Annotated in this window: 24 protein-coding genes; 8 read left to right on the forward strand and 16 right to left on the reverse strand. The window is 56.4% G+C overall.

Annotated elements, in window-relative coordinates:
• Positions 1-84 precede the first annotated feature (84 nt).
• The gene (locus DSD30_RS03340) at positions 85-894 is read left to right on the forward strand and encodes a TerC family protein (RefSeq protein ID WP_114008150.1); all 810 of its coding nucleotides are present in this window, start codon (positions 85-87) and stop codon (positions 892-894) included.
• A 54-nt stretch (positions 895-948) separates the two neighbouring features.
• Positions 949-1,377: an alternative ribosome rescue aminoacyl-tRNA hydrolase ArfB gene (gene arfB / locus DSD30_RS03345; protein WP_114008151.1), complete on the forward strand. Its 429-nt coding sequence runs from the start codon at positions 949-951 to the stop codon at positions 1,375-1,377.
• Positions 1,378-1,388: 11 nt separating this feature from the next.
• Here arfB and DSD30_RS03350 read toward each other — a convergent pair whose 3' ends face one another.
• Positions 1,389-2,918 carry a YifB family Mg chelatase-like AAA ATPase gene (locus DSD30_RS03350; RefSeq protein ID WP_114008609.1) on the reverse strand — a complete coding sequence of 510 codons (1,530 nt, stop codon included), beginning with the start codon at positions 2,916-2,918 and terminating at the stop codon, positions 1,389-1,391.
• 217 nt (positions 2,919-3,135) lie between these two features.
• Here DSD30_RS03350 and DSD30_RS03355 point away from each other — a divergent pair, with 217 nt between their 5' ends.
• Entirely contained in the window at positions 3,136-3,648 is a 513-nt protein-coding gene (locus tag DSD30_RS03355; protein WP_114008152.1) for a methylated-DNA--[protein]-cysteine S-methyltransferase, read from the forward strand.
• 77 nt (positions 3,649-3,725) lie between these two features.
• On the opposite strand, the gene DSD30_RS03360 is transcribed toward DSD30_RS03355, so the two are convergent.
• From DSD30_RS03360 to rsmI, 4 genes are all read right to left on the reverse strand, one after another.
• Positions 3,726-4,922 (reverse strand): cytochrome-c peroxidase, encoded by a 1,197-nt coding sequence (locus tag DSD30_RS03360; protein WP_114008153.1) that lies wholly within the window; start codon positions 4,920-4,922, stop codon positions 3,726-3,728.
• Positions 4,923-5,098: 176 nt separating this feature from the next.
• On the reverse strand, positions 5,099-6,061 hold the full coding sequence (gene gshB / locus DSD30_RS03365; protein ID WP_114008154.1) for a glutathione synthase: 963 nt from the start codon (positions 6,059-6,061) through the stop codon (positions 5,099-5,101).
• Positions 6,062-6,173: 112 nt separating this feature from the next.
• A complete protein-coding gene (locus DSD30_RS03370) occupies positions 6,174-6,563 on the reverse strand; it encodes a YraN family protein (protein ID WP_114008155.1) in 390 nt (129 codons plus the stop codon).
• Positions 6,564-6,568: 5 nt separating this feature from the next.
• Positions 6,569-7,603, reverse strand: coding sequence for a 16S rRNA (cytidine(1402)-2'-O)-methyltransferase (gene rsmI, locus DSD30_RS03375; protein ID WP_114008156.1), 1,035 nt, complete (start codon positions 7,601-7,603; stop codon positions 6,569-6,571).
• A gap of 273 nt (positions 7,604-7,876) precedes the next feature.
• Between rsmI and DSD30_RS03380 the strand changes: the two genes are divergently transcribed.
• Positions 7,877-9,160 (forward strand): penicillin-binding protein activator, encoded by a 1,284-nt coding sequence (locus DSD30_RS03380; RefSeq protein ID WP_114008157.1) that lies wholly within the window; start codon positions 7,877-7,879, stop codon positions 9,158-9,160.
• A gap of 65 nt (positions 9,161-9,225) precedes the next feature.
• Here DSD30_RS03380 and DSD30_RS03385 read toward each other — a convergent pair whose 3' ends face one another.
• Together DSD30_RS03385 and DSD30_RS03390 are read right to left on the reverse strand one after the other, a co-directional pair.
• The gene (locus DSD30_RS03385) at positions 9,226-10,140 is read right to left on the reverse strand and encodes an MliC family protein (protein ID WP_157967544.1); all 915 of its coding nucleotides are present in this window, start codon (positions 10,138-10,140) and stop codon (positions 9,226-9,228) included.
• Between the two features lie 297 nt (positions 10,141-10,437).
• The gene (locus DSD30_RS03390; RefSeq protein WP_198662803.1) at positions 10,438-10,932 is read right to left on the reverse strand and encodes an Lrp/AsnC family transcriptional regulator; all 495 of its coding nucleotides are present in this window, start codon (positions 10,930-10,932) and stop codon (positions 10,438-10,440) included.
• Between the two features lie 263 nt (positions 10,933-11,195).
• On the opposite strand from DSD30_RS03390, the gene DSD30_RS03395 reads away from it, so the two are divergent.
• Complete coding sequence (locus DSD30_RS03395) at positions 11,196-11,603, forward strand: DUF2000 family protein (RefSeq protein WP_114008160.1); 408 nt, start codon at positions 11,196-11,198, stop codon at positions 11,601-11,603.
• A gap of 48 nt (positions 11,604-11,651) precedes the next feature.
• Here the strand turns inward: DSD30_RS03395 and DSD30_RS03400 are convergent, their stop codons facing one another.
• The 6 genes from DSD30_RS03400 to DSD30_RS03425 all read right to left on the reverse strand — a co-directional run bounded on the left by DSD30_RS03400 (position 11,652) and on the right by DSD30_RS03425 (position 16,060).
• Positions 11,652-12,284: a glutathione S-transferase N-terminal domain-containing protein gene (locus DSD30_RS03400; protein ID WP_157967545.1), complete on the reverse strand. Its 633-nt coding sequence runs from the start codon at positions 12,282-12,284 to the stop codon at positions 11,652-11,654.
• Positions 12,285-12,418: 134 nt separating this feature from the next.
• On the reverse strand, positions 12,419-12,838 hold the full coding sequence (locus DSD30_RS03405) for a DUF4345 domain-containing protein (RefSeq protein ID WP_114008162.1): 420 nt from the start codon (positions 12,836-12,838) through the stop codon (positions 12,419-12,421).
• 146 nt (positions 12,839-12,984) lie between these two features.
• Positions 12,985-13,998 (reverse strand): AraC family transcriptional regulator, encoded by a 1,014-nt coding sequence (locus DSD30_RS03410; RefSeq protein ID WP_114008163.1) that lies wholly within the window; start codon positions 13,996-13,998, stop codon positions 12,985-12,987.
• 16 nt (positions 13,999-14,014) lie between these two features.
• The gene (locus DSD30_RS03415) at positions 14,015-14,227 is read right to left on the reverse strand and encodes a glutathione S-transferase family protein (protein ID WP_114008164.1); all 213 of its coding nucleotides are present in this window, start codon (positions 14,225-14,227) and stop codon (positions 14,015-14,017) included.
• A 202-nt stretch (positions 14,228-14,429) separates the two neighbouring features.
• On the reverse strand, positions 14,430-15,089 hold the full coding sequence (locus tag DSD30_RS03420; protein WP_138148248.1) for an outer membrane protein: 660 nt from the start codon (positions 15,087-15,089) through the stop codon (positions 14,430-14,432).
• Positions 15,090-15,439: 350 nt separating this feature from the next.
• On the reverse strand, positions 15,440-16,060 hold the full coding sequence (locus DSD30_RS03425; protein WP_114008610.1) for a LysE family translocator: 621 nt from the start codon (positions 16,058-16,060) through the stop codon (positions 15,440-15,442).
• Between the two features lie 139 nt (positions 16,061-16,199).
• Here DSD30_RS03425 and DSD30_RS03430 point away from each other — a divergent pair, with 139 nt between their 5' ends.
• Positions 16,200-16,664 carry an Lrp/AsnC family transcriptional regulator gene (locus tag DSD30_RS03430; protein WP_114008166.1) on the forward strand — a complete coding sequence of 155 codons (465 nt, stop codon included), beginning with the start codon at positions 16,200-16,202 and terminating at the stop codon, positions 16,662-16,664.
• Here the strand turns inward: DSD30_RS03430 and hemW are convergent.
• From hemW to rph, 3 genes are all read right to left on the reverse strand, one after another.
• Positions 16,661-17,875 carry a radical SAM family heme chaperone HemW gene (gene hemW, locus DSD30_RS03435; protein WP_114008167.1) on the reverse strand — a complete coding sequence of 405 codons (1,215 nt, stop codon included), beginning with the start codon at positions 17,873-17,875 and terminating at the stop codon, positions 16,661-16,663. The genes DSD30_RS03430 and hemW overlap by 4 nt on opposite strands.
• Before the next feature lie 95 nt (positions 17,876-17,970).
• The gene (rdgB, locus tag DSD30_RS03440; protein ID WP_114008168.1) at positions 17,971-18,621 is read right to left on the reverse strand and encodes an RdgB/HAM1 family non-canonical purine NTP pyrophosphatase; all 651 of its coding nucleotides are present in this window, start codon (positions 18,619-18,621) and stop codon (positions 17,971-17,973) included.
• A 31-nt stretch (positions 18,622-18,652) separates the two neighbouring features.
• A complete protein-coding gene (gene rph, locus DSD30_RS03445; protein WP_114008169.1) occupies positions 18,653-19,372 on the reverse strand; it encodes a ribonuclease PH in 720 nt (239 codons plus the stop codon).
• A gap of 262 nt (positions 19,373-19,634) precedes the next feature.
• On the opposite strand from rph, the gene hrcA reads away from it, so the two are divergent.
• Together hrcA and grpE are read left to right on the forward strand one after the other, a co-directional pair.
• A complete protein-coding gene (gene hrcA, locus DSD30_RS03450) occupies positions 19,635-20,720 on the forward strand; it encodes a heat-inducible transcriptional repressor HrcA (RefSeq protein ID WP_245418341.1) in 1,086 nt (361 codons plus the stop codon).
• A 249-nt stretch (positions 20,721-20,969) separates the two neighbouring features.
• Positions 20,970-21,626: a nucleotide exchange factor GrpE gene (gene grpE, locus DSD30_RS03455; protein ID WP_114008171.1), complete on the forward strand. Its 657-nt coding sequence runs from the start codon at positions 20,970-20,972 to the stop codon at positions 21,624-21,626.
• Positions 21,627-21,979 lie beyond the last annotated feature (353 nt).

Below are 21,979 nucleotides of genomic sequence, written 5' to 3' on the forward strand. Positions count from 1 at the left end.
GCGCCATCGACCAGCATTGCCGAACCCAAGATAGTGGTCATGGAGTCTTTTATCGCTGCCTATTGCACCGGATAAACTGACCCCATGGCTGAACTTTTCTCCTTCGACAATCTCTTTACCCTCCTGATGCTGACCCTGCTGCAAGCGGTGCTCGGCTTTGACAACCTGCTCTATATTTCCATCGAATCAAAACGGGTCGCGCCAGAGAAACAGGCGATGGTCCGAAAGGTCGGCATCGGGTTGGCCATCGGACTGCGGCTGTTGCTGCTATTTGCCATCATGTCGGCCATTTCCTACTTCCAGACACCGTTTGTCGCCTTCCATTGGGACGGTATTCTGGAGGGGGACGTCAATGTCCATGCATTGATCGTGCTGATCGGGGGCGTCTTTATCATCTATACCGCCTTCAAGGAAATCATGCATATGCTGAGCCTTGATGATCTGGAAAGCCATGGTTCGGAAGCCAAGCGATCCGCAGCCACGGCGATTGCCTGGATCGTGGTGATGAACCTGGTTTTCTCCTTCGATTCCATTCTGTCGGCCATGGCGCTGACCAATGTTTTTCTGGTGATGGCGGCTGCCATCGTCGTCTCCGGGCTGGGCATGATCTATCTGGCGGATACGGTGTCGGACTTTCTGCAAAAGAACCGCATGTATGAGGTGCTTGGCCTGTTTGTTCTGTTCATTGTCGGCATCATGCTGTTGTCCGAAGGCGGGCATCTGGCGCATCTCTCCTTCTTTGGCTATCACATCGAGCCGATGGCCAAGAGCACCTTCTACTTCGTTCTGGCGGTGTTGGTGGTTGTCGATATCGTCCAAGGGCGTTATCAAAGGAAGCTGATTGCCAAGCGCGAGCTGGAACTGAAACGCGGCCAGATGAAGCATCCCGCCTGAAGGCCGTATCCCGAGAGCCATCGGGAAAAGCCGCCCGAAGAAAGCAGAAAGACCATGTCTGATCGCATCATCATCAAGGAAGGCTTGAGCCTTGATCCGGACGAGTTGGAGGAACGCTTCATCCGCGCCTCCGGTCCCGGCGGTCAGAATGTCAACAAGGTCTCGACGGCGGTGGAGTTGCGGTTCGACGTGCGCAATTCCCCCTCCCTGCCCGGTTATGTCAAAGCCAATCTGCGCCAGCAGGCTTCGCACTTGATGACACAGGACGGGGTTCTGGTGATGCAAGTGCAAAGCCATCGCACGCAGGCGCGCAACCGCGAAGAGGCGCTCGAGCGATTGGTGGCCCTGATCGACAAGGCAACCTACCGCCCAAAACGGCGCATTGCCACCAAGCCGACCCGGGCCAGCAAAAAGCGCCGGGTGGATAGCAAAACCAAGCGCGGTGCCCTGAAGAAAATGCGCTCGTCAAAAAGCTTCGACTGACCCTGCAGCCTTCACCCCACCAACGAGGTTTCTGCCGTCATGCGATAGCTCAGTGCTTCGGCTATGTCGGTTTTGCCGGGTTGGGTGCGCCCTGCGAGATCGGCCAGGGTTCGGGCAAGCTTCAATATGCGGTGATAGCCACGCGCCGACAGGGCCATGCTTTCGGCTGCATGGGCCAGCAGCCTGCGGGCTTCGCCCTTGACGTCACAGACCTGTTCAATGGCACTTGCCGGGCATTGAGCATTGGTCATGGTGGCAGAAAGACCAAGCGCCACAAAGCGCTGGCTTTGCAACAGCCGCGCATTGGCGACCCGCTCGGCCACCTGTTTTGAGCCTTCTTTCGACGGCGGCAACATCAGATCACTGGCGGAGACGGCAGGCACTTCGATGCGCAGATCGATGCGATCAAGCAAGGGACCGGAAATCCGGGCCTGATAATCGGCGGCACAACGATTGCCCCTTTTGCAGACATAGCCCGGCTCACCTGCATGGCCGCAACGACAGGGATTCATCGCCGCGATCAGTTGAAAGCGGGCTGGATAGGTCACCCGGTGGTTGGCGCGGGATATAACCGCCTCGCCGCTTTCGATCGGCTGGCGCAAACTGTCGAGCACTTGGGGCGAGAATTCCGGCAGTTCATCGAGAAACAATACCCCATTGTGCGACAAGGCCACCTCGCCCGGCTTGGCCTTCATACCGCCACCGACCATTGCCGCCATCGAGGCGGAATGATGGGGCGCCCGGAAGGGACGGGCGGGCGACAAGCGTCCCTGAGGCAACAGGCCGGCAATGGACTGGATCATTGATACATCGAGCAGTTCCGCCGGAGACAAGGGCGGCAGGACGGTCGGCAGGCGTGAGGCCAGCATGCTCTTGCCCGAGCCCGGCGGGCCGACCATCAGCATATTGTGGCCGCCCGCGGCAGCGACTTCGAGCGCCCGCTTGGCCAGTTCCTGGCCCTTGATATCCTTGAGATCCATCACCGCAACATCATTTTGGCGAATGCCTGCCCGGGGACGCGCCAAAAGCTGGCTGCCCTTGAAATGGTTCGCTAGCGAAATGAGACTGTCAGGCGCGAGTATATCCATGTCCGCATCGGCCCATGCGGCTTCCGGACCGCAGTCTTTGGGGCAAATCAGGCCACGGTCATCGGCATTGGCCGCCATGGCTGCCGGCAGAACCCCGATCACAGCCGCGAGCCGCCCATCAAGCGCCAGTTCCCCCAATACCGTGTAGGTATCAAGGCAATCGGCCGGAATGGCTCCGATTGCCGCCATCAGGCCCAGAGCGATGGGCAAGTCAAAATGACTGCCTTCCTTAGGCAGGTCGGCAGGGGCAAGATTGATGGTGATGCGTTTGGGTGGCAGGGAAAGGCCCGAAGCGGTCAATGCAGCACGCACCCGTTCGCGGCTTTCCGCCACTGCCTTGTCCGGCAGCCCCACAATGGTAAAGGCAGGCAGGCCAGAGGCAACATGAACCTGCACATCCACGGGCCGGGCAGCGATGCCCTGAAAAGAGACCGTCTGAACATGAGCCACCATGGCTGCCTCGAAAACCTGAAATAGATGAAGAAAGAAATGCAACTTCTTGCAATCATAGAGGGAGCATTTGTCAGGATCAAGAACAAATATCGAACAATCGGCGACCTGTCCCCTTGGCCGTATGGGAAAAATCGGTGTATTAGGAAAGGTCAGGAACGAGAGCAAACCGGAAGGGAGCGGCAGGGTGATGCAGGATGCAAGAATAGGGAAAGCACCCATGCTCTATTGTCATCACGACAGTCCGATTGGACCGCTGACCTTTCATGGCATCGGTGACAGGCTTCATGGGTTGCATTTTGCCAAACAGGGCCAACCGATCAAGCCTGACCCGGATTGGGTGCAAGAGGACCGTGCCTTTGGCGAGGCCCGGCGGCAGGTGGATGCCTATTTTGCCGGAGATCTGACCCATTTCAGTCTCGATTATCATCTGGACGGCTCGCCCTTTCAGCTTGAGGTCTGGCATGCGCTTGAGGCCATTCCCTTTGGAGAATTGCGCTCCTATGGGGACATTGCCCGTGCGGTGGGGCAACCGGGTGGTGCGCAGGCGGTGGGGATGGCCAACAATGCCAATCCAATCCCGATCATCGTGCCCTGTCATCGGGTGATTGGCGTGGACGGCGCTCTGGTGGGCTTTGGCGGTGGATTGCAGACCAAAATCTGGCTTCTGGAGCATGAAAAGATCAATCCCAGTCAGGTCCATAGCCCCAACCAGATGGGGTTTGATTTTTAATCCCCCCACACAGAACACATGAAAAAACCGTCGCGCAGAGGCTGCACGACGGTTTGGTTGTCTGGATGCAGTCGGCCCTATTGCTCCAGCAGATGCTCATAGCGCTGATCGGTCAGGGTCTTGAGGAAAGCGACGAGGGCCTTGATGCGGTCCTCTTCAAGGGCCGGGCCTTCGGTCAACTTCTTTGTATCAACGGTTTCAGACACTTCCGGGTCACCCCAAGGCTTGCCGGTTTCAGGGTTGATCCGGGACGCAGCCGCCTTGGAATTGTAGCGATTGTAGAAGCGGACGACGGTTTCAAGATCCTCGAAAATACCATTATGCATATAGGGACCGGTCACTGCCACATTGCGCAGGGTGGTGGTTTTGTATTTGCCATCCTCGGCCTTTTTGTCGACCTTGGCGTTGCTTGCCAGACCATGATCGATGCTGCCGACACCCACCCCGTTGGCGGCCCGAAGCGCTTTGTTTTCCGGCACACCAATGTTGAAATATTGGTGGTTGGTGAAGAGCTCCTTCTCGACACCGGGGCGCTTATGCAGCTGGTGGCAGAGATTGCAGTTGGTGAATTGCTGGGAGAAGAACAGGGTCCGGCCCAGTTCCTCCTCACGAGTGAAGTCCGCTTCGCCGCGCAGATAGCGATCATATTTCGAATCAAACGGGCTGAAATAGTCGGTCCGTTCAAAGGCGGCAATCGCCTCGGTCATGGCACGATAGGCTTTGTCACTGTCAGCAAAGATATCCTCGCCATAGAGCAGCTTGAAGCCGCTGACATATTCATCATTCTCCAACAGGCGCTCGACAACAGCCTGTTTGCTTTCCATGCCCATTTCCAGCGGATTGAGCGGCGGGCCACCTGCCTGACCTTCAAGATCCGGCTCGCGGCCATCAAGAAACTGGCCACCGACCCAGTGGCCGTCTTTGTTCTTGTGGAATTTCGGTGTCAGTGCCGCATAGGACGCCGTCGGGGCATTGCGGTCGCCGATGGATTGGCCGTCATCGCCAAGGGAGGTGGCGCGGCCGATGGCCCCATCAAGCCCATTGCTGCGCGGATCGGCGAAGCCCGCTTCTGGCGCATGGCAGGTGAAACAGGACATGGTCCGGTTGTTTGACAGATTTTCATCGAAAAACAGCGCCGCACCCAAGCCTTCCAGCGTGGCCTTGTCGGAGGGCAGGGTTGGCAGCTCTTCAGCCTTTGCGTTGACAAGCCCGAAGGCCAGAGCCAGTGAGACCGCCGCGACGCCTTTGGTCAGCGCCTTTGCACTATGGGACATTCTATCCTCACAAGTCACAGCTCGAGCGTTGATCGCATCCCCCAAAAAGTCGTGACCCTGCTTTCTGGTCCAAAGCAGGGTCCTTCCCCAGTCGAAAATGCACGCTCGAAAGTCGTTACGGTCCTCTAAACGGATAAAAGCAACTTATCCGACTCTTGGCCTTGAGAAATGTCAACCTATTCGGCTTCAGCCCGTTTGGCTTCGATATTGTCCCAGATGATGGCAGCAATATCGATGCCGTCAAGGCGCTGGATGACTCGGATGCCCGTCGGGGAGGTGACATTGATTTCGGTGAGGTAATTGCCGATCACATCGATGCCAACAAAGATGAAACCACGCTCTTTCAGCGCCGGGCCGATGCGGGCGCAAATTTCCTTTTCGCGCTCGGTCAATTTGGTCTGCTGGGCCTGCCCGCCCTGCACCATGTTGGAGCGCAGATCGTCTGCGGCGGGGATTCGGTTGATTGCCCCGACCGGCTCACCATCGACCAGAATGATCCTTTTGTCGCCAGCCTTCACATCCGGCAGATATTGCTGGGCCACCCATGGTTCAACGAAAATCTCACCGAACAGACCCATCAGAGAGCCAAAATTCTGGTCATCCTTTCGCAACCGAAACACGGCTGCACCGCCATTGCCATAGAGTGGCTTCATGACGATATCGCCATATTTTTCCTTGAAGGCCCGTAGCTCTTTCTCGGAGCGGGTGATCAGGGTGGGCGGCATCAGGTCGGGAAATTCCGTGACGAAGATCTTTTCCGGTGCGTTGCGCACCTGAGCTGGATCATTGACCACCAAAGTCTTGGGGTGAATCCGCTCCAGCATATGGGTGGCAGAAATGTAGGCCATGTCAAATGGTGGATCCTGACGCATGTGAATGACGTCGAAATCCGCCAGATTGGTCCGCACCGCTTCACCCAGCGTGTAGTGATTGCCCGGCTCATCGCGGACTTCCACCGGTTCGACCTGTGCATAGACCACGCCATCTTCCATCGCCATGGTGTCAACGGTGTAGTGGAACAGCTGATGGCCACGATTTTGCGCTTCGAGCATCAGGGCAAAGGTCGAATCCCCTGCAATGTTGATGCTTTCGATGTGATCCATCTGGATGGCGACTTTGAGGGGGCGGGATTGTGCCATGATTGGGCTCCGGCTGGATGAGGGGCGGGTGGGGAATACCCCGGACAGGGACTATATGTCGGCTTTGGTGCGCAATTTCAAGGCCACAGAGCGGGCCTGCGGGCTGGTGAGGTTAAAAGGCATCAAAGGCTGCTTCCAGATGTTGCCAGTCGGGCTTGGCGCCAGTGCCCTTGGCAAAAGCCATGACATCGAACCGATAGCTATTGATGCTGTCATCGGGTTGATTGGCAATATAATGGGAAGCGGCGGCAACAATGCGCTGCTGGTTGCGCGGGGTGATCGACCATAGGGCATCGTCAAGACTGGCGCGATATTTGACTTCAAGAAAGATCAGCAAATCGCCTTGGCGGCAAACAAGATCAATCTCGCCCCCTTGCGCCTTATAGCGGGTGGCAAGGATCTGATAGCCTTTGGCCCGCATGATCAGGCCGGCCCAGCGCTCGGTGCGCAAGCCTCGATCATAGCTCTCTTTCCGGTGCCGTTCCCGCGCCCGTCCGGCCATGGTGCCTAATCCTCGTCTGACAATTGGTCCTTGATCGTTTGCGCCAGTTTGTAGATGTCGTTTTTCTTGGCACCAACCCTGGCTGCGATGTCGGCAGACAATTGCTTGACATGGAGCCCGGAATTCAAGCCTTCCCGGATCAAAGCCTCGACATCCAGTTCCGCTAGGTCCGGCTCGGAGCGCGGCCCGATCAGCACCACGGCTTCGCCGCGCGGCGCATCACTTTCGGCGTAAAGGGCTGCCAGTTCAGTCAGGGTGCCGCGCTTGAATTCCTCGAATTTCTTGGTCAACTCACGCGCCACCACGACGTGACGCTCGCCACCCAGATGGGTTGCCATGGCGCTGAGCACCGGGGCCAGACGGCGCGGGCTTTCATAGAAAACCAAGGTGCCCGTCGCACCGCTCAGGTCCATCAGCTTGCGATCGCGCGCTCCGGCCTTCTGTGGCAGGAAGCCAGCAAAATGGATCTGGTCTGTTGGCAGACCGGCAGCCACCAGAGCAGCCAGCATGGCAGACGCACCGGGAATCGGGATGACCGCATGACCAGCTTCGATGACGTCACCCACCAGCTTATAGCCGGGGTCAGAGAGCAGCGGCGTGCCTGCGTCGGAGATCAGGCAGACCGCCTTTCCTTCAGCCAAAGCATTGAGAATATAGGGCCTTTGGCGATCGGCATTATGCTCATGATAGGTAATCAGCCGGGTGCGGATGCCATAATGGGTCAGCAATTTGCGCGACACGCGGGTGTCTTCGCAGGCGACCATGTCGGCTGCGGCCAGCATTTCGAGCGCCCGGATGGTGATGTCCTTGAGATTGCCGATCGGAGTGGAAACAATATAGAGACCTGCGGCCACATCCGTGGCGCGCAGTTTTGTTCCGGCAACGAAATAAGACGATTTCTCGCTCTCAGCCACATCACTGTCTTGTGCACCGAACGCATCGTCTGTTGGTGCTTCCGACGCAAGCTTTTGCTGATTATCATCACCTTCATCGCCAGACACTCCAAGGGAGAGGTTGTCGCTGTCTTTGTTGCCGGTCATCTTTTCATCAGTTTGGTTGGCTGATTCTGTCGATCAGACTGGAATTGAGCTGACGAGTGTCAGCGTGGCGTCATTTTTTCGTGAATTCGCGACAAATTGGCCACAGTTTGGCCGAATCAGTGGCCAAATATCCATTGAAAATCCAACATACTTGTTTTGGCAGGTTATTTCTGACAAATCAAACGCACAAGTTATCACCGCAAAATCGCAACTTCATTTGCCAATGCGGGGTCCTGTTGAAGGCAAGCGGTCTGAGTCTGGAGGCCAGTATTGATGCGTTTTAATCAACAATTTCACTCCACTCCCCAAGCGAAAAACGGCAGATTTCGCCGGTTTTTGACCGGTGGCATGGTCGTTGGGTTGGGTGCTGTGCTGGCTGCATGCCAACCGGTGAGCCTCTCCGGCCCGGGCTTTGGCACCCAGAACAATTTCGACGGTCCGGTGACCGTCGCCCAGCCAACCGGCGAAGTGCTTGGTTCTGGTTCGGTGCGCATCGCATTGCTAACGCCGCAATCGGCACAAGGAGCCTTTGGCCAGACCGGTCTGGCGATTCGCAATGCAGCAGCGATGGCGCTCGAGGACTACAGCACCGCCGATTTGCAGGTCATCGTCAAGGATGTCGGCACGGGTGCGAGTGCCGCCACCGAGCAGGCTGGCCGCGCACTCGCCGAAGGAGCCCAATTGGTCATTGGCCCGCTGCGCTCAAGTGCGGTTAAGCAGGCCGGGCTGGTGTTGAAACCGGCTGGCGTACCGATGATTGCCTTTAGCACCGATACCGGTGCCGCGGCACAGGGGGTCTATCTGATCAACTTCTCACCAGAGAATGATGTCGAGCGGATCCTGTCCTATGCGGCCATTCAGGGCAAACGCAGTGTGGCTGCAATGCTGCCAAGCACGCCTTATGGCAATGTGGTTGAAGCAGCTCTGCGCCAATATGCAGCCCATTTCGGTGTGCGGGTCGTCACCATCGAGAAATACAATGCCGGGACCAAGCCGGATCCCTTCAGCCTGCAAAAAGCAGCTGAAGAAATTGCCGGTGTAAAAGGCCAGATCGACAGCCTGTTCATTCCTGAAGCCAGTGCCGTGGTCAATGCGGTGCAGCTGCTGGCCGGTCAGGGCGTGCGTGACACGGATGTTACCTTCCTGGGTTCGAGCCAGTGGGACTCGCCACAGGTTGCCGCCGAACCAATGCTCAAGGGAGGCTGGTATCCTGCACCGCCACGTGTGCTGCGCAATCTGGACGGCCGGACCATCGGATTTGACAGTTTTGCTTCGCGCTATACCACCAAGTTCGGCCAACAGCCGCCGCGCGTCGCCTCACTTGCCTATGACAGCGTAATCCTCGCTGCTGCTCTGGTGGCTCAGGCCGGGGAGCGGAAGTTTGCGACCGAAACCCTGACCGATCCGCAAGGCTTCATCGGTTTTGGTGATGGCTTCTTCCGCTTCCGTCGCGATGGCACGTCCCAGCGCAGTCTGGCGATCATGGAGATTACCGGCCGAGCTGGCGCCAAAATCGTCGACAACGCACCGATGTCGGCAGCAGGTTTGCCAAACTGATCATCGCAACTGGATCGAGAATCAAAGAAAAGGGAGCCATTCGGCTCCCTTTTTTGTTGGCGTGATCAATTGGCAAAACAGCGGTCGATCAGTTGTCCGCCTTCGATCAGCATCATCTCTGGGCCTTTGCCCTGCAATTCATGATGGCCGTTGGTGTAGCGCAAGCCCGACCCTGACTGGACCTGCGTTACGCGGATCTTTGGCCCGCTGTCATGACTGTAAAGCGCATAAGTCTCGTTGGCATCCGCAATGAAGGTGACTTGCAGTGGGATGCCTTCATTGCAGGAATAAGTGACGCTGTTGCGATGGACCGTCTGGTCAGGCTGTTGCGGTTGCTGCTGTTGCTGGCCTTGCCCTTGCAGGCTGGCGCGGAAATTGGCGCAGCTATCAAACGTGCCCTGAAACGGAGTGTGTGTGGAGCAGATGATGCCGCCCCACATGAAGCCGTTTCGATTGCCACGATACTGGATGGTGAACCAAGGATAGCCATTGAACATCACACCCGTTGAACCGGTTACCGTGATGGGAGCAAATTCCGGCAAAGATGTCAGGCGCCGAAACTGGGTGCCCGGCCCGCCGCGCACAATGCCGCCACCGGTTGCTGCCTGCAAGGGGAATGGGCCTCTCCTGCCCTGCATTTGCGGATCGGACTGACGCGGCGCGGCAGCGGGGCGCAGAAACCGGTTGTTGACCCAGCCCTGCATGTTCCGACCACGCGAAGAGCCACGCACATAGGTCCAGTTGCCATCCACCGCTTCCACATTCATGTGACAATCATTGGAATCGAAGAAGCCGATGCGCTGACTATGCCTGCTGGGCTGGGCACGCACATTCAACACATCACCACGACCGACACCGGCAACACAGACGGGATCCGATCCGCGATACCGCGCCTCAGCCGGGTCCATTGTCAAGGGGATTGCGACGAGACCGAGGGCCAGCGCGACCCATTTCGCCTTTGCTTCAACTATTTTTGCCAATTCTCTCTCCAATATTGCACAGGTAAGCATGATAAAATTTGGTAAAATGTCGGCTGTTCAAATGGTCTCAAGTAAAAAGCGACCCGACTCTTGCCATCAAAGCAGAACAACAGACCTCGCGAAGAGAGTAAGTCTTTCTCCTGATATCGCAAAGCTGTTTCTTCTTGGAGCGCTGTTTTTGAAGGCAAATACAGTGTGGTTGCCACTAGTGGCAGGGAGCTCCTGCGGCACACTACGTGGCGGACTTTCAACGCGAACAAAATGCTGCAAAACGGGCAAAAGGATGTAATGCCGCTGTCAGACGTTGACCGACTGGCCTTCCTCGATCAGTTGGAGGGTTTCGGACAGGTCATTCTGAACCACACTTTCAAACACGATAGAGGTTTCTATCCGGCTGATCTCTGGGCGCGACGAGAATTGTTCCACCACCAGCCGATGCAAATGAGTGGTGTCTGTTGTGACCACCTCTACCACCGCATCAAAGCGACCGCTGATCATCCATCCGGCACGCACTTCCGGAATTTTCAAAACCTCACGGAGCAGCCGGTCCAGATCCTGCTTTTTGTGTTCCGACAATTGAATGAACAGCATGGCCTTCAAAGACAGGCCAATTTGCTCGAGCCGGACATCGGTATGAGCCCCTGCAATCAGTCCGCTCTCGTGCAATCGTTTCAGACGTTCATGAACACTGGACGCCGCCAAACCGACCTCAAATGACAGCTCTTTGTTGGTCATCCGAGCATTGTTCGACAGAAGCGCCAAAATGCGTCGATCCGTTCGGTCAATGTTCATTTTTTCACCTGGCATCCGAAATGGTTTCGATAGAAGCGGTCCTTGCAGAGTGATACACGAGTCTATCGACCAATCACAGAACTTATTTCCTCTGATGAGACAATCTATCGAAGAAAAATAGGTCAAAGCTGCATATCACTTTCCTTTCCTTCCGTCACACAAAGTCGACGAGCCGCAGGCTGCCGCGGGCTGTCTTTGGCTTGAATGAGGAGCGAAAAGAGATGATCTCCATACCAACCCGAACAGGAAAGACCCCTCAAACCATGTTTGACACAAAGATTTGCATTGTTGTTCGTGAAGACCTTGAGATCTGGCAAAAGCTAAACGTAACCGCCTTTCTGATGAGCGGTATTACCGGAGCCAATCCCGGTATTATTGGTGCGGCCTACATTGATGACCAGAATAATGCGCATCTGCCGATGTCTGTTCAGCCGGTGATTGTCTTGTCCGCCACGGCCAGTCAGCTCGCCACCATTCGCAAACGCGCTCAGAGTCGGGATGTGGCCACCGTGGCCTATATCGAGGAGATGTTCGCCACCGGGCATGACGCCGCCAACCGGGCCGTCTTTGCAGACCATGGCCCTGATGAACTCAACACCGTGGGTATCGCCTTGCGAGCAGACAAGAAAATCGTCGACAAGATCACCAAAGGCGCCAAGATGCATGGCTGACCCACAGGGGAATGGTCTGGCTTTTACCGCGACCGCTCCTTGCCTCTGTCAGGCTGTTGGCGTCGTGGCGCCAAAGGCTGGCACAGCGTCAGCAAATTCCTGCAACCATTGGGCCAAATTTGGATGTGCTTGTTGCCAGCTTTGCTGCCATTTCCCCCACCAGGTTCCTTGAGTGGTGAAATCAAGATAACCAAGCGCGCTGGCCAGAAAGAGCTGGTCGGCGGATGGCAGCGGTGCGAAGTCTGTCACCAGATGGGCCTGATCCAACATGGCCAGAGCACGCAGAATTTTGCCCTCCTGACGATCGATCCATTGGGAATTCTGGCGGTCCTGATCGTGGTTTCGCGTCTCAATCGCAGCTGCAATGGTGCAGTCCATCAAACCGGCGGCAAGCGCCTGTCTGGTCAGGCCCTGATACTTGTCCGGACCGCGAAACTGGAAAGCGGCCTTTCCCTTGCGTTCATAAAGACAGTCAAGGATAACCCGGCTGTCATAAAGAACCTCTTCATTCTCCAGAATCAGTGTCGGCACCTTGCCCAGTGGATTGCGCACCAGCAGGGTTTCGTCATGGCCCCGATGATTGACCGTCTGGATGGTGACCTCCTTGTCCAGCTCAAGAACAGACACGGCCATTCTGGCGGTCCGCGCATAGGGAGACGTGGGGCTGATCAGAAGTTTCATCAAGGTGATCCTGGATCCAAGTGGGCAAGAGATGTCTGCGACAGGAGGGAAGCAAGGCATGATATATCTGTGCAGGCTAGGGGAGGACAGACTGTGCCAATCCTCGATCCCACGCAAGCTTTATCAAACGGCAATCACAGTCTGTTGGGGGCCTCGTGCATTTGGCTTTTGCGTCGGGGGCCGAAAGCCAGAAGCAGCAAAAGGGCAATAACAACTTCAATGGCGAAGGCACCGAGAATGCCGCTCGAGGGCATACCATCAAGCACCAGACTGACAATCCGGCCAATGGGGAAAGCGCAATAAACCGACAAGGCAGCGATCAGGGCGAACGGTGTCCATGCCGCGCGCCATGCACCCGCCAGCATAATTCCACCAAGGCTGGCAAGGCCTGCACCGGGGGCGCGCAAGTCGCTCAACAAACTAGGGTCTGTGCCAAGGGCTACCCCGTAGCTGGCATAGAAGGCTTGCGGGTCGAGCAGCAAGAAGCAGCCAATGGCAAGTGCGATAAGGCCGCCAAGGACCAAGGTCACTTTCTGAAACAACGTAGTCTGCATGGTTTTGCCCTTCGATTGGTTCGCTCAAATGCAGTCTGGCTGCATGGATGGCGATGGATAGCAATCGAGGAGCCTGTTGCCTTGGCTCAGGGCGCCAATTTTTGGGCCGGTCGCGTCAGATGGCGGGGCCAGTCGCCAGTCGGGTCTCACATGCCGCGGCGAAAGCTGGCCGGTGTGCAATCATGCCAGCGCTTGAAGGCACGGGTGAACGTGCTCTGATCCGAAAAGCCCGCAAGGAAAGCGATTTCAGCAAGCGCATAGTCGGTTTCGCGCAACAACTGCTCGGACAGTGTCTTGCGGGCCTTGGAAACCAGATCCTGATAGGCCAGCCCCGCCGCTGACAGTCTGCGCTGCAGGGTGCGACGGCTCATGCCCAACCTGTCGGCCATGTCAGCCAAACTCGGGGCGCCTTCGCTGAGGGCTTTGCCAACATGGTCCAAGATCTGGCTTTCGAGCGCCGTCTGGCCACTGAAAGCCGACAGTTCCTGTTCGAGATGCGTCTCGAAAAACTGCGCCATGCCCTGATCCGCCAAGCGATTGGTCCGAAGCGCGTCGGTGATGGCAAGTTCCAGCGTGTTGTGGCCAGCGGCAAAATGGACCGGCCCTTGAAAATGGGTCTGGTAGGCGGTTTCATCCGTGGGTTTTTCCCGCGCCAGATGGATTGCGAGAGGCACAAAGGACGCTTGGCTCACCTCGCGGGTCAAGGACCAGGCAGCGGCCAGAGCCAGTTCATTGGTCATGGCCAGACCCAAACGCTGGCTCGGTGCGGGGATCACCGATAACAGAAGGATGCCATCCATGGGTTTGACCTGAAAATTGGCAATCGATGTGACGACCTTGCCAAAGCGCTCCACCCGGCGATAGGACCCCATCAAATCGGGAGCGGATTTGAAGGCCAGACCGAAAGCGCCATAGTCATCGCAGCGCATCGACGCGCCGATTTTGATCGGGATCGCATGGCCCTGCTCAAACTCTGCTGCCAGATGTTCGAGCAGATCAAAGAAACGATCATCGGCTACCATCTGTCTGGGGTCACTTGGCGCGTCCGGATCAACATCCACCAGCCGATAAAGCGCCTGCCGAACCGTCCTTGAGGCGGGCGCATCTCCGACGGCCAAGTCTATCGCCTTGTGAACAAAGAGTGTCGATATCCATCCCATCTGGCGACGTGATCCTTCAGGTCCCTGCAGTGCCTGTGATGCATTTGCCGCTCGCCCACATCCGGGCAAGCGCCTGTCTGATCAGGCCCTGATACTTGTCCGGACCGCGAAACTGGCAAACGGCCTTTCCCTTGCGTTCATAAAGACAGTCAAGGATAACCCGGCTGTCATAGAGAACCTCTTCATTCTCCAGAATCGGTGTCGGCACCTTGCCCAGTGGATTGCGCACCAGCTGGACTGGGTCGCAGACGGTGGAATCCGAGACTGATCCAATCGCGCCATTCTGGCAAGCGCATTCCTTCGCTCATCCCGCTTGCTGGCATTGGGATGCCAGCAGGGTCAGGCGGGGGCGGTGTCGCAAGCCGAACGGCGAGACGAACAAAAAAGCCTGCTGAAAAGCAGGCTCTTTTGATTGTCAGGTGATCAATTGATCAGAAGCTCTTTGTCAGGCCAACGCGGAAGATATTCAGGCCATCAAATTTGTCGGTGTTGGTGACACCGCCAATGGTGACCTTCTGATCTTCGATCGAGGCATAGAGATATTCGGCCCGCAGGCTGAAACCATCCTTGAGGGCATAGTCGACACCGGCACCAACCGCAAAACCGGTTGACCAATTGTCATAGTCAAAGCCAGCCACATTGCGGTCTTTCTTGACATGGGCCAAGGCCAGACCACCGGTCACATATGGCATGATGCTGTCAAAGGCCACACCAACGCGGGCGCGGGCGGTCAGCAGGGCATTGACTTCCTGATGACAGTTTGGCGTAGCGACAAAACAGGTTTTGCCAGCAGCAGCAGCCGAGCTGCCTTCAATATTGGCCAGAGAGGCATCGGCTTCGACGCCGAAGACGAAATTGTTGGACTGGTAATTATAGCCGACAACCACACCGCCAATGGCACCGCTCATGTCGAGGCTGTTTCTCAGGCCACCGAAAGTAGAAGACTGATCCACATTGCCGAAGCCATAGCCAGCGGACAAACCAGCATAGATACCGCTCCAGTCATGGGTCATTTCCATCTGCATATCAGCAGCGGAAGCCGCCTGCAGGCTGGCAAGCGAAACGGCCAAGGCGCAAAGAATTTTCTTCATATTCAAATCCAATCACAAACAAAAGAGGCACATTGTTGTGGTTTCAGGATTGCTCCGGAGGCCGACGACAAGGTCCAAAAAACTAGATTTTCAGGTAACACATCCAAAGCACAACTTCAAATCAATAAAAGACAAGTAAAGCTAGCATTTCTATTTGTTGCAAATATATCTCTGGACTCTTGACGGCACTCTAGAAGCCCTTAAATCCGCCAATTACTTGATAAACATAGAGAAAATAAGTAATCAGGTACACTTCCCGCATTGGTGGAGATGGGGGGCCGGAGAGAAGTGACTTAAAGCGCCATAAAATTGTAGCTTACCACCCCCCGCTCTGTCTGCTCCGGTTGCCTTCAGCTGGCAAAAAGCCAGAGGCCGACACCCATCATGAGGGAACCGGAGAGGCGGTTCATCAGGCGAACATTTTTGGCATTGCCCAACAGGCTGCGCAGGCCTTTGCCACCGGCTGCATAAATGCTCATGCAGATGAATTCAAACAGCAAGATGATCGCCACCAAAATCGTCAACTGGCTGGCCAGCGGCCGAGAGCTGTCAATGAAGGGCGGCAGAAGCGAAATCATGAAGGCCCAACCCTTGGGATTGGCAATGGCGGTCATGAAGCCTTGCGCCATCAGATCCCAGTTCCGTCCAAGCTGCATCTCGCTTTGGCTGCTGCTCAGGGCCATCTTGCCCTTTGAGCGCCACATGCAAATGCCAAGATAGAAGAGATAGGCCGCGCCCATCGTCTTCATTGCCAGAAACATCCACGGATAGGTCAGCATCACACTGGCAATGCCGAGCACCGCAGCGACTGAGACCAGTCCGACGCCAAGCACTTCGCCCAGCATCATCCACAGGGTACGGCGATAGCCGATGCTCATGCCAAGGCTGAGCGCCAGGGTCATGCACATGCCCGGAGTAAGCGAAACAAAGAAGAAGGTGGGAATGAAGACAGTCAGGGCCGTCATGCTCATGGGCAGGATCATCCAGATTTAGACTTAGAATTGGCGCCAATCTATCTCAAAGGGATGCGTAAATCTTAGCAAAGTTGCCTTGTTACACCGGCTCTTTTGCAATATTGTCGATGAAAATTGCGCTTGAGTGAGAGAAATCATGCACGATACGGCTCTAGATAGACATGATGTGCGCATTCTGAATCTGTTGCTCGAAGACAGTCAGATTCCGCGACTTGATTTGGCGGACAAGGTTGGGCTGTCTTCGTCGCAAGTTTTTCGCCGTCTCAAACGGCTTGAGGAAATCGGGGTGATCGCGCGCTATGCCGCCATTCTCAACCGAGAGAAAGCCGGGCTTGGGGTGGCTGCGTCGATCATGGTGCAATATCGCAGGACCGAAATGGACGCCCGGCAAAAAACACTCGAACTGATCGAGCGAACACAGGAAATCCATGAATGCTATTCCATCACCGGAGAGTATGATTTCATGGTCCGGGTCTATTGCAAGAGCATGAAGGAATTCAACAAGCTGGTGAATGAGACCTTGCAGGCCCGCTTCATTGCCGGGATTCACTCCTATATGCTGCTGGCCTGTTTCAAGGATCAGCCGAGCCTGTTGGCCTAGCAGGCCAATTCTGCCACCAGACTGTTGAGCATCAAAAAGCCTTGGCGGGTGGCGCGGATGCGGGTTGGGCTGGTTTGCTCCAAAAAGCCACCTTCCACCAGCATGGCTATCTTTTTGGCGTCGAGCGGCCTGCCTGCAAGGCGCTCATAGCGGGCGGTATCGATGCCCTCTTTGACGCGCAGGCCCATAATCAGAAATTCGTCGCTCTGGGCTTCGAGACTGAGCACTTCTTCGCTCAGCGCTCCGGTGCCGTCGGCCTCGACCCGTTTCAGCCAGCTTTCTGGATGGCGTTCATTGGCGGTGGCGATGCGGCCGTTGGACAGGCTCAGTCGCCCATGGGCCCCGGCCCCGACGCCGACATAATCGCCATAACGCCAATAGGTCAGATTGTGACGGGATTCGCTGCCCGGGCGGGCATGGTTGGAAATTTCATAGGCTGGCATGCCGTGGCGCTCCAGCTCTTCATGGGTCATTTCATACAAAGCCACCGAGGTGTCTTCATCGGGCAGCTCGAATTTGCCATTGCGATAGAGCTTGAAGAAAGGGGTGTCCTGCTCGATGGTCAGCTGATAGAGCGAGAGATGATCCGCCGACAGGGCGATGGCTTCGCGCAATTCCTTCGCCCAGAGGTTTGGGGTCTGGTGCGGACGGGCATAGATGAGATCAAAGGACATGCGCGGGAAATGGGCTTGCGCCAGTTTGATCGCCGCCTTGGCTTCCTCGGCGCTGTGCAGGCGCCCCAAAAAGCGCAATTGGTCATCATAGAGCGACTGCACCCCCAGCGAGACGCGATTGACGCCGGCCTTAGCATAGCCTTTGAAGTGATCCGCTTCGACCGAAGTCGGGTTGGCTTCCAGCGTCACTTCGATATCGTCGGCCATGGTCCAGAGGCCCGCAGCGGCATCGAGCAAGGCAGCGACGGTTTGCGACTTCATCAGCGACGGGGTGCCGCCACCGAAAAAGATCGAGGTTAGCGCCTGATGCTTGCCCGCCGCCTTTTGGCGCTCGGCATAATGGCGCATTTCAGTGATCATTGCGTCAGCGAAACGGTTTTGATCGACAGGCTGGTGGCGCACATGGCTGTTAAAGTCACAATAGGGGCATTTGGCCATGCAGAAAGGCCAATGCAGATAGAGCCCGAAGCCGGGTGTGTCCGGTCCGGTCCCCTTCATTGTTGCATTGGAAGAGCTGGCGGCGCGTTCGATCATCATGGTTCCTGACAGATCAGGCCTCTCTCCATGCCAATGGCGAAGAGGCAAAAACCCCGGCCAGCCCGAAAGGGCGGTCGGGGCTTGGGACTTTCATGTTACTTGAGAAAAGACTCAAGGCAAGCATCGGAAAAGAGCTTGAAGGCGCGGGAGCGATGGGACAGGCCGCGATCGCCGCCCGGTTTCCAGCCATGTTTCTGCTCCGAGGTCATTTCCCCAAAGGTGATGTCATGGCCTTCAGGGATGAACATTGGGTCATAGCCAAAGCCCTTGTCGCCGCGCGGCGGCCAGATGACCTCGCCTGCCACTTCGCCGCGGAAGAATTGGGTCTCGCCATCGGGCCAAGCCAGACAGAGCACCGCGATGAAGCGGCCCGTCCGGTCTTTGGGCTCGATTGCGCCCTTGGCTTGCAGCTTTTCCTCGACATTGCGCATGGCCAAGGCGAAATCCTTCGCAGGCCCTGCCCAACGCGCGGAATAGATGCCCGGATCGCCATCAAGGGCATCGACCGCAAAGCCGGAATCATCGGCCAAAGCCGGAAGACCCGTGGCTTTGGCGGCAGCCAAGGCCTTCAGTTCCGCATTGGCCTCGAAGGTGGTGCCGGTTTCTTCCGGCTCGTCCAGCTCCAATTCGGCTGCGGTCTTGATGCTCAGGCCATAATGGGCCAGCAATTCCTGAATCTCGCGGATCTTGCCCTTATTGTGGCTCGCCACCACAAGCGGCGTGTCGACACTAAGCTGATTGCTCATCGAATGCTCTCTTTGTTGTGGGCGGATTGGCTCAGGCTTCGTCAGCGACCTGAAGGGTCAGCAATTCGCCGATGCCTTTCTTGGCCAGCCCCATCAGAGCCATCAATTCTTCTTCGGAGAATGGCTCGCCTTCGGCGGTACCCTGAATTTCCACAATGCCGCCCTTGCCGGTCATGACGAAGTTGGCGTCGGTTTCAGCGTCGGAATCCTCCAGATAGTCAAGATCCAGCACCGGGGTGCCGTTATAGATGCCGCAAGAAATGGCGGCGACCTGATCTTTCAAAATGGTGGCATCCTTGGCGACCATGCTGCGGCTGCGCATCCACTCGATGCAATCACGCAAGGCAATCCAGGCACCGGTGATGGAGGCGGTGCGGGTGCCGCCATCGGCTTGAATGACGTCGCAATCGACGGTGATCTGACGTTCACCGAGCGCTTCCAGATCGACAATAGCACGCAGGGAACGGCCAATCAGGCGCTGGATTTCCTGTGTCCGGCCAGATTGTTTGCCCGCGCTGGCCTCACGGCGCATGCGATCACCGGTGGCGCGCGGCAGCATGCCATATTCAGCGGTCACCCAGCCGCGATTCTGACCACGGAGCCAAGGCGGGATACGCTCTTCAAGGCTGGCGGTGCAGAGCACATGGGTATCGCCAAACTTGATCAGGCAGGAGCCTTCCGCATGTTTGGAGACATTGCGCGTGATCGTCACCTCGCGCTTCTGGTCTGGGGTACGTTTGGACGGGCGCATTGAAGTCTCCTGCTTGCTGTGTCGAATGGCCGGGACGCCTGATCCCCCGCTCACGCAAGGGTGAAAGGGATGTTGGCCACATGGGCCATTGTTTCCGGTCCGGTCACATCTATATCTTGTGCATTGCACATGCCTGAAGAGCTTTCTAGAAGTGCATGGGCCTTGAGACAAGGGGTGCTTGCAGCATTTCGTGTTTTTGGGGCATAAGAATATGGAACGATGCTTCGAAACCACGGAGCCTGTTATCGACAGAGAGTGTCAGATGATCGATCGCATAAACAGCTTTCCGCCCTTTACCGGGATGGATGACCGGTTGAAGGACATTTTCCGGACCATTGTCGAATCCTATCTGCAAACCGGGGATCCGGTCGGTTCGCGCAGCATTTCACGCGCCCTGCCGATATCCCTGTCCCCTGCCTCGGTGCGCAATGTGATGTCGGATCTGGAGCATCTGGGCTTGATTTATGCGCCCCATACCAGTGCCGGGCGGTTACCAACCGAAATGGGCTTGCGCTTCTTTGTTGATGCGATGCTGGAATTTGGCGATCTGTCGAATGATGAGCGCCGCAGCATTGAAAGTCAGATGACCGCGTCACCGGATCATGAGGCCGGGGTCGACAATCTTCTGACAAAAGCCAGCAAAATGCTGTCGGGCCTGTCATCAGGGGCGGGCCTTGTTTTGACCTCCAAGCAGGATAAGAGGCTCAAGCATGTGGAATTTGTCCGGCTGGAAGCGACCAAGGCCTTGGTCGTGCTGGTGGATGAGGAAGATCGGGTCGAAAATCGTCTGATCGACCTGCCCTCGGGCCTCCCCGCCTCAGCCCTGACGGAAGCCAGCAATTTTCTCAATGCCCATATTCGCGGCAAAACGCTGACGGCGGCGCAAACCGAAATCGAGGCCCATCGCCATGCATTGCAGGCTGAACTGGACGAACTGACCGCCAAGTTGGTGGAAGCCGGGCTCGCCACATGGGCCGGGGCCAACACGGACCAGCCACAGAGCCTGATTGTTCGCGGGCGGTCCAATTTGTTGGAGCATGTCACCGCGCGGGAAGATCTTGAGCGGATCCGGCATCTGTTTGATGATCTGGAGACCAAAAAAGATCTGGTGCAGTTGTTGCAACTGGCCGATCAAGGGGACGGGGTCCGGATCTATATCGGATCGGAAAACAAGCTTTTCTCCCTGTCCGGCTCGTCGGTCATTGTCTCGCCCTATCGGGATAGTGAGCAGAATATTGTCGGCATTCTTGGCGTGATTGGTCCAACGCGGTTGAACTATGCCCGCATCGTGCCAATGGTCGATTATACCGCTCGGGTCTTGACCAGCATGTTGTCGGAGAAACCCTGAATCGTGACCGGTGCCTAAGGTCCCCCGTTTTTTGACGTCAAAATAGTCCAGAAGGCCACTGCATGTGCTTTGGGGTGTGAATCGCCTTGAAATATCCGCGGCTTTTGCATCTCTTTGCCCTGCACTACTTGATTTTCTGCTGAAAAGCCTGATATCGGGTGCAAACCAAAAGACCTGAGGATGTTTGGTGCGCGTTACGGTGATATGCCTCACCCGCATGCGCACTCGTTCCAAAAGCGAGGCCAATTGATGTCTGAAGAAAAGCAAAACTCTGAAACTGTCGAGGATCCGCTTGCCGAGGCTCCGGTTGAAGAGACTGCAACCGATGCGCCCTATCTCAATCCGCTGGAAGCAGCCGAGCTTCGGATTGCCGAGTTGGAAAAAGAACATGGCGAGATGAAAGATCAGCTTCTGCGCACCGTCGCCGAAATGGAAAATCTGCGCCGCCGTACCGAGAAGGAAGTGCGCGATGCCAAGCAGTTTTCGGTCGCCAGCTTTGCGCGTGATATGCTTGCCGTTGCTGACAATCTGCGTCGCGGTCAGGAAGCCGTTGCCGATGAAGATCGCGTTGCCGCCGAGGGTGCACTGAAAGCTTTGCTCGATGGCACGGCGATGACCGAGCGGGAAATGCTCAAGACACTGGAAAAGCATGGTGTCAAAAAGCTGAACCCGGAAGGCGAGAAATTCGATCCCAATTATCATCAGGCGATGTTTGAAGTGCCGAACCCGGATGTGCCGAACAATTCCGTGGTTCAGGTGGTTCAGGCCGGTTATGTGATCGGCACCCGCGTTCTGCGTCCGGCGATGGTCGGCGTGGCCAAGGGGGGGCCGAAATTCGTGTCCCCAGCTGCGGATGAAGAGTCAACAGACGATGCATCAGGCGAAGGTCTCGACAAAAGCGTCTGATATTACCGCATAGAAGAACCCAAAGCCGTTGCCGCTCTCGTAAGCGGCAGCGGCTTTTTCACATCAATGGGATTCTGTCGGGAGAATATCTCGATCAAAGGTGAAAGTGCGCCGTTTCGTCGCACCTTGCGGGTCTTTTTTGGATGGTTCCAATGATTTTAGTCAAAGAGAGGCGTTCGGTCTGAGACTAAAGTGGACTCAACCTTGTGGTTCGGGTTCGCCAGTGCGTCTCTCTCCTCCCCTCGACGTTCCTCTGCTGGCACCATACCCATGGATCACGCCTATAAGGAGACCTCCAACAGGTCTCCTTTTTTTTGCCCTGATGAAATCTATCGTTTACGTAATGGGCATCT

Source organism: Cohaesibacter intestini (genome assembly GCF_003324485.1).
Lineage (GTDB): Bacteria > Pseudomonadota > Alphaproteobacteria > Rhizobiales > Cohaesibacteraceae > Cohaesibacter > Cohaesibacter intestini.

Coding starts and splice junctions, on each gene's coding strand:
- rph (WP_114008169.1), bottom strand. CDS start 19,372: ATGCGCCCGTCCAAACGTACCCCAGACCAGAAGCGCGAGGTGACGATC.
- DSD30_RS03425 (WP_114008610.1), bottom strand. CDS start 16,060: ATGAGCATGACGGCCCTGACTGTCTTCATTCCCACCTTCTTCTTTGTT.
- DSD30_RS03360 (WP_114008153.1), bottom strand. CDS start 4,922: ATGTCCCATAGTGCAAAGGCGCTGACCAAAGGCGTCGCGGCGGTCTCA.
- DSD30_RS03380 (WP_114008157.1), top strand. CDS start 7,877: ATGCGTTTTAATCAACAATTTCACTCCACTCCCCAAGCGAAAAACGGC.
- DSD30_RS03410 (WP_114008163.1), bottom strand. CDS start 13,998: ATGGGATGGATATCGACACTCTTTGTTCACAAGGCGATAGACTTGGCC.
- DSD30_RS03390 (WP_198662803.1), bottom strand. CDS start 10,932: ATGAACATTGACCGAACGGATCGACGCATTTTGGCGCTTCTGTCGAAC.
- DSD30_RS03405 (WP_114008162.1), bottom strand. CDS start 12,838: ATGCAGACTACGTTGTTTCAGAAAGTGACCTTGGTCCTTGGCGGCCTT.
- DSD30_RS03370 (WP_114008155.1), bottom strand. CDS start 6,563: ATGGCCGGACGGGCGCGGGAACGGCACCGGAAAGAGAGCTATGATCGA.
- DSD30_RS03420 (WP_138148248.1), bottom strand. CDS start 15,089: ATGAAGAAAATTCTTTGCGCCTTGGCCGTTTCGCTTGCCAGCCTGCAG.
- DSD30_RS03340 (WP_114008150.1), top strand. CDS start 85: ATGGCTGAACTTTTCTCCTTCGACAATCTCTTTACCCTCCTGATGCTG.
- arfB (WP_114008151.1), top strand. CDS start 949: ATGTCTGATCGCATCATCATCAAGGAAGGCTTGAGCCTTGATCCGGAC.
- DSD30_RS03350 (WP_114008609.1), bottom strand. CDS start 2,918: ATGGTGGCTCATGTTCAGACGGTCTCTTTTCAGGGCATCGCTGCCCGG.
- hemW (WP_114008167.1), bottom strand. CDS start 17,875: ATGATGATCGAACGCGCCGCCAGCTCTTCCAATGCAACAATGAAGGGG.
- DSD30_RS03355 (WP_114008152.1), top strand. CDS start 3,136: ATGCTCTATTGTCATCACGACAGTCCGATTGGACCGCTGACCTTTCAT.
- DSD30_RS03395 (WP_114008160.1), top strand. CDS start 11,196: ATGTTTGACACAAAGATTTGCATTGTTGTTCGTGAAGACCTTGAGATC.
- grpE (WP_114008171.1), top strand. CDS start 20,970: ATGTCTGAAGAAAAGCAAAACTCTGAAACTGTCGAGGATCCGCTTGCC.
- rdgB (WP_114008168.1), bottom strand. CDS start 18,621: ATGAGCAATCAGCTTAGTGTCGACACGCCGCTTGTGGTGGCGAGCCAC.
- gshB (WP_114008154.1), bottom strand. CDS start 6,061: ATGGCACAATCCCGCCCCCTCAAAGTCGCCATCCAGATGGATCACATC.
- rsmI (WP_114008156.1), bottom strand. CDS start 7,603: ATGACCGGCAACAAAGACAGCGACAACCTCTCCCTTGGAGTGTCTGGC.
- DSD30_RS03400 (WP_157967545.1), bottom strand. CDS start 12,284: ATGAAACTTCTGATCAGCCCCACGTCTCCCTATGCGCGGACCGCCAGA.
- DSD30_RS03430 (WP_114008166.1), top strand. CDS start 16,200: ATGCACGATACGGCTCTAGATAGACATGATGTGCGCATTCTGAATCTG.
- hrcA (WP_245418341.1), top strand. CDS start 19,635: ATGATCGATCGCATAAACAGCTTTCCGCCCTTTACCGGGATGGATGAC.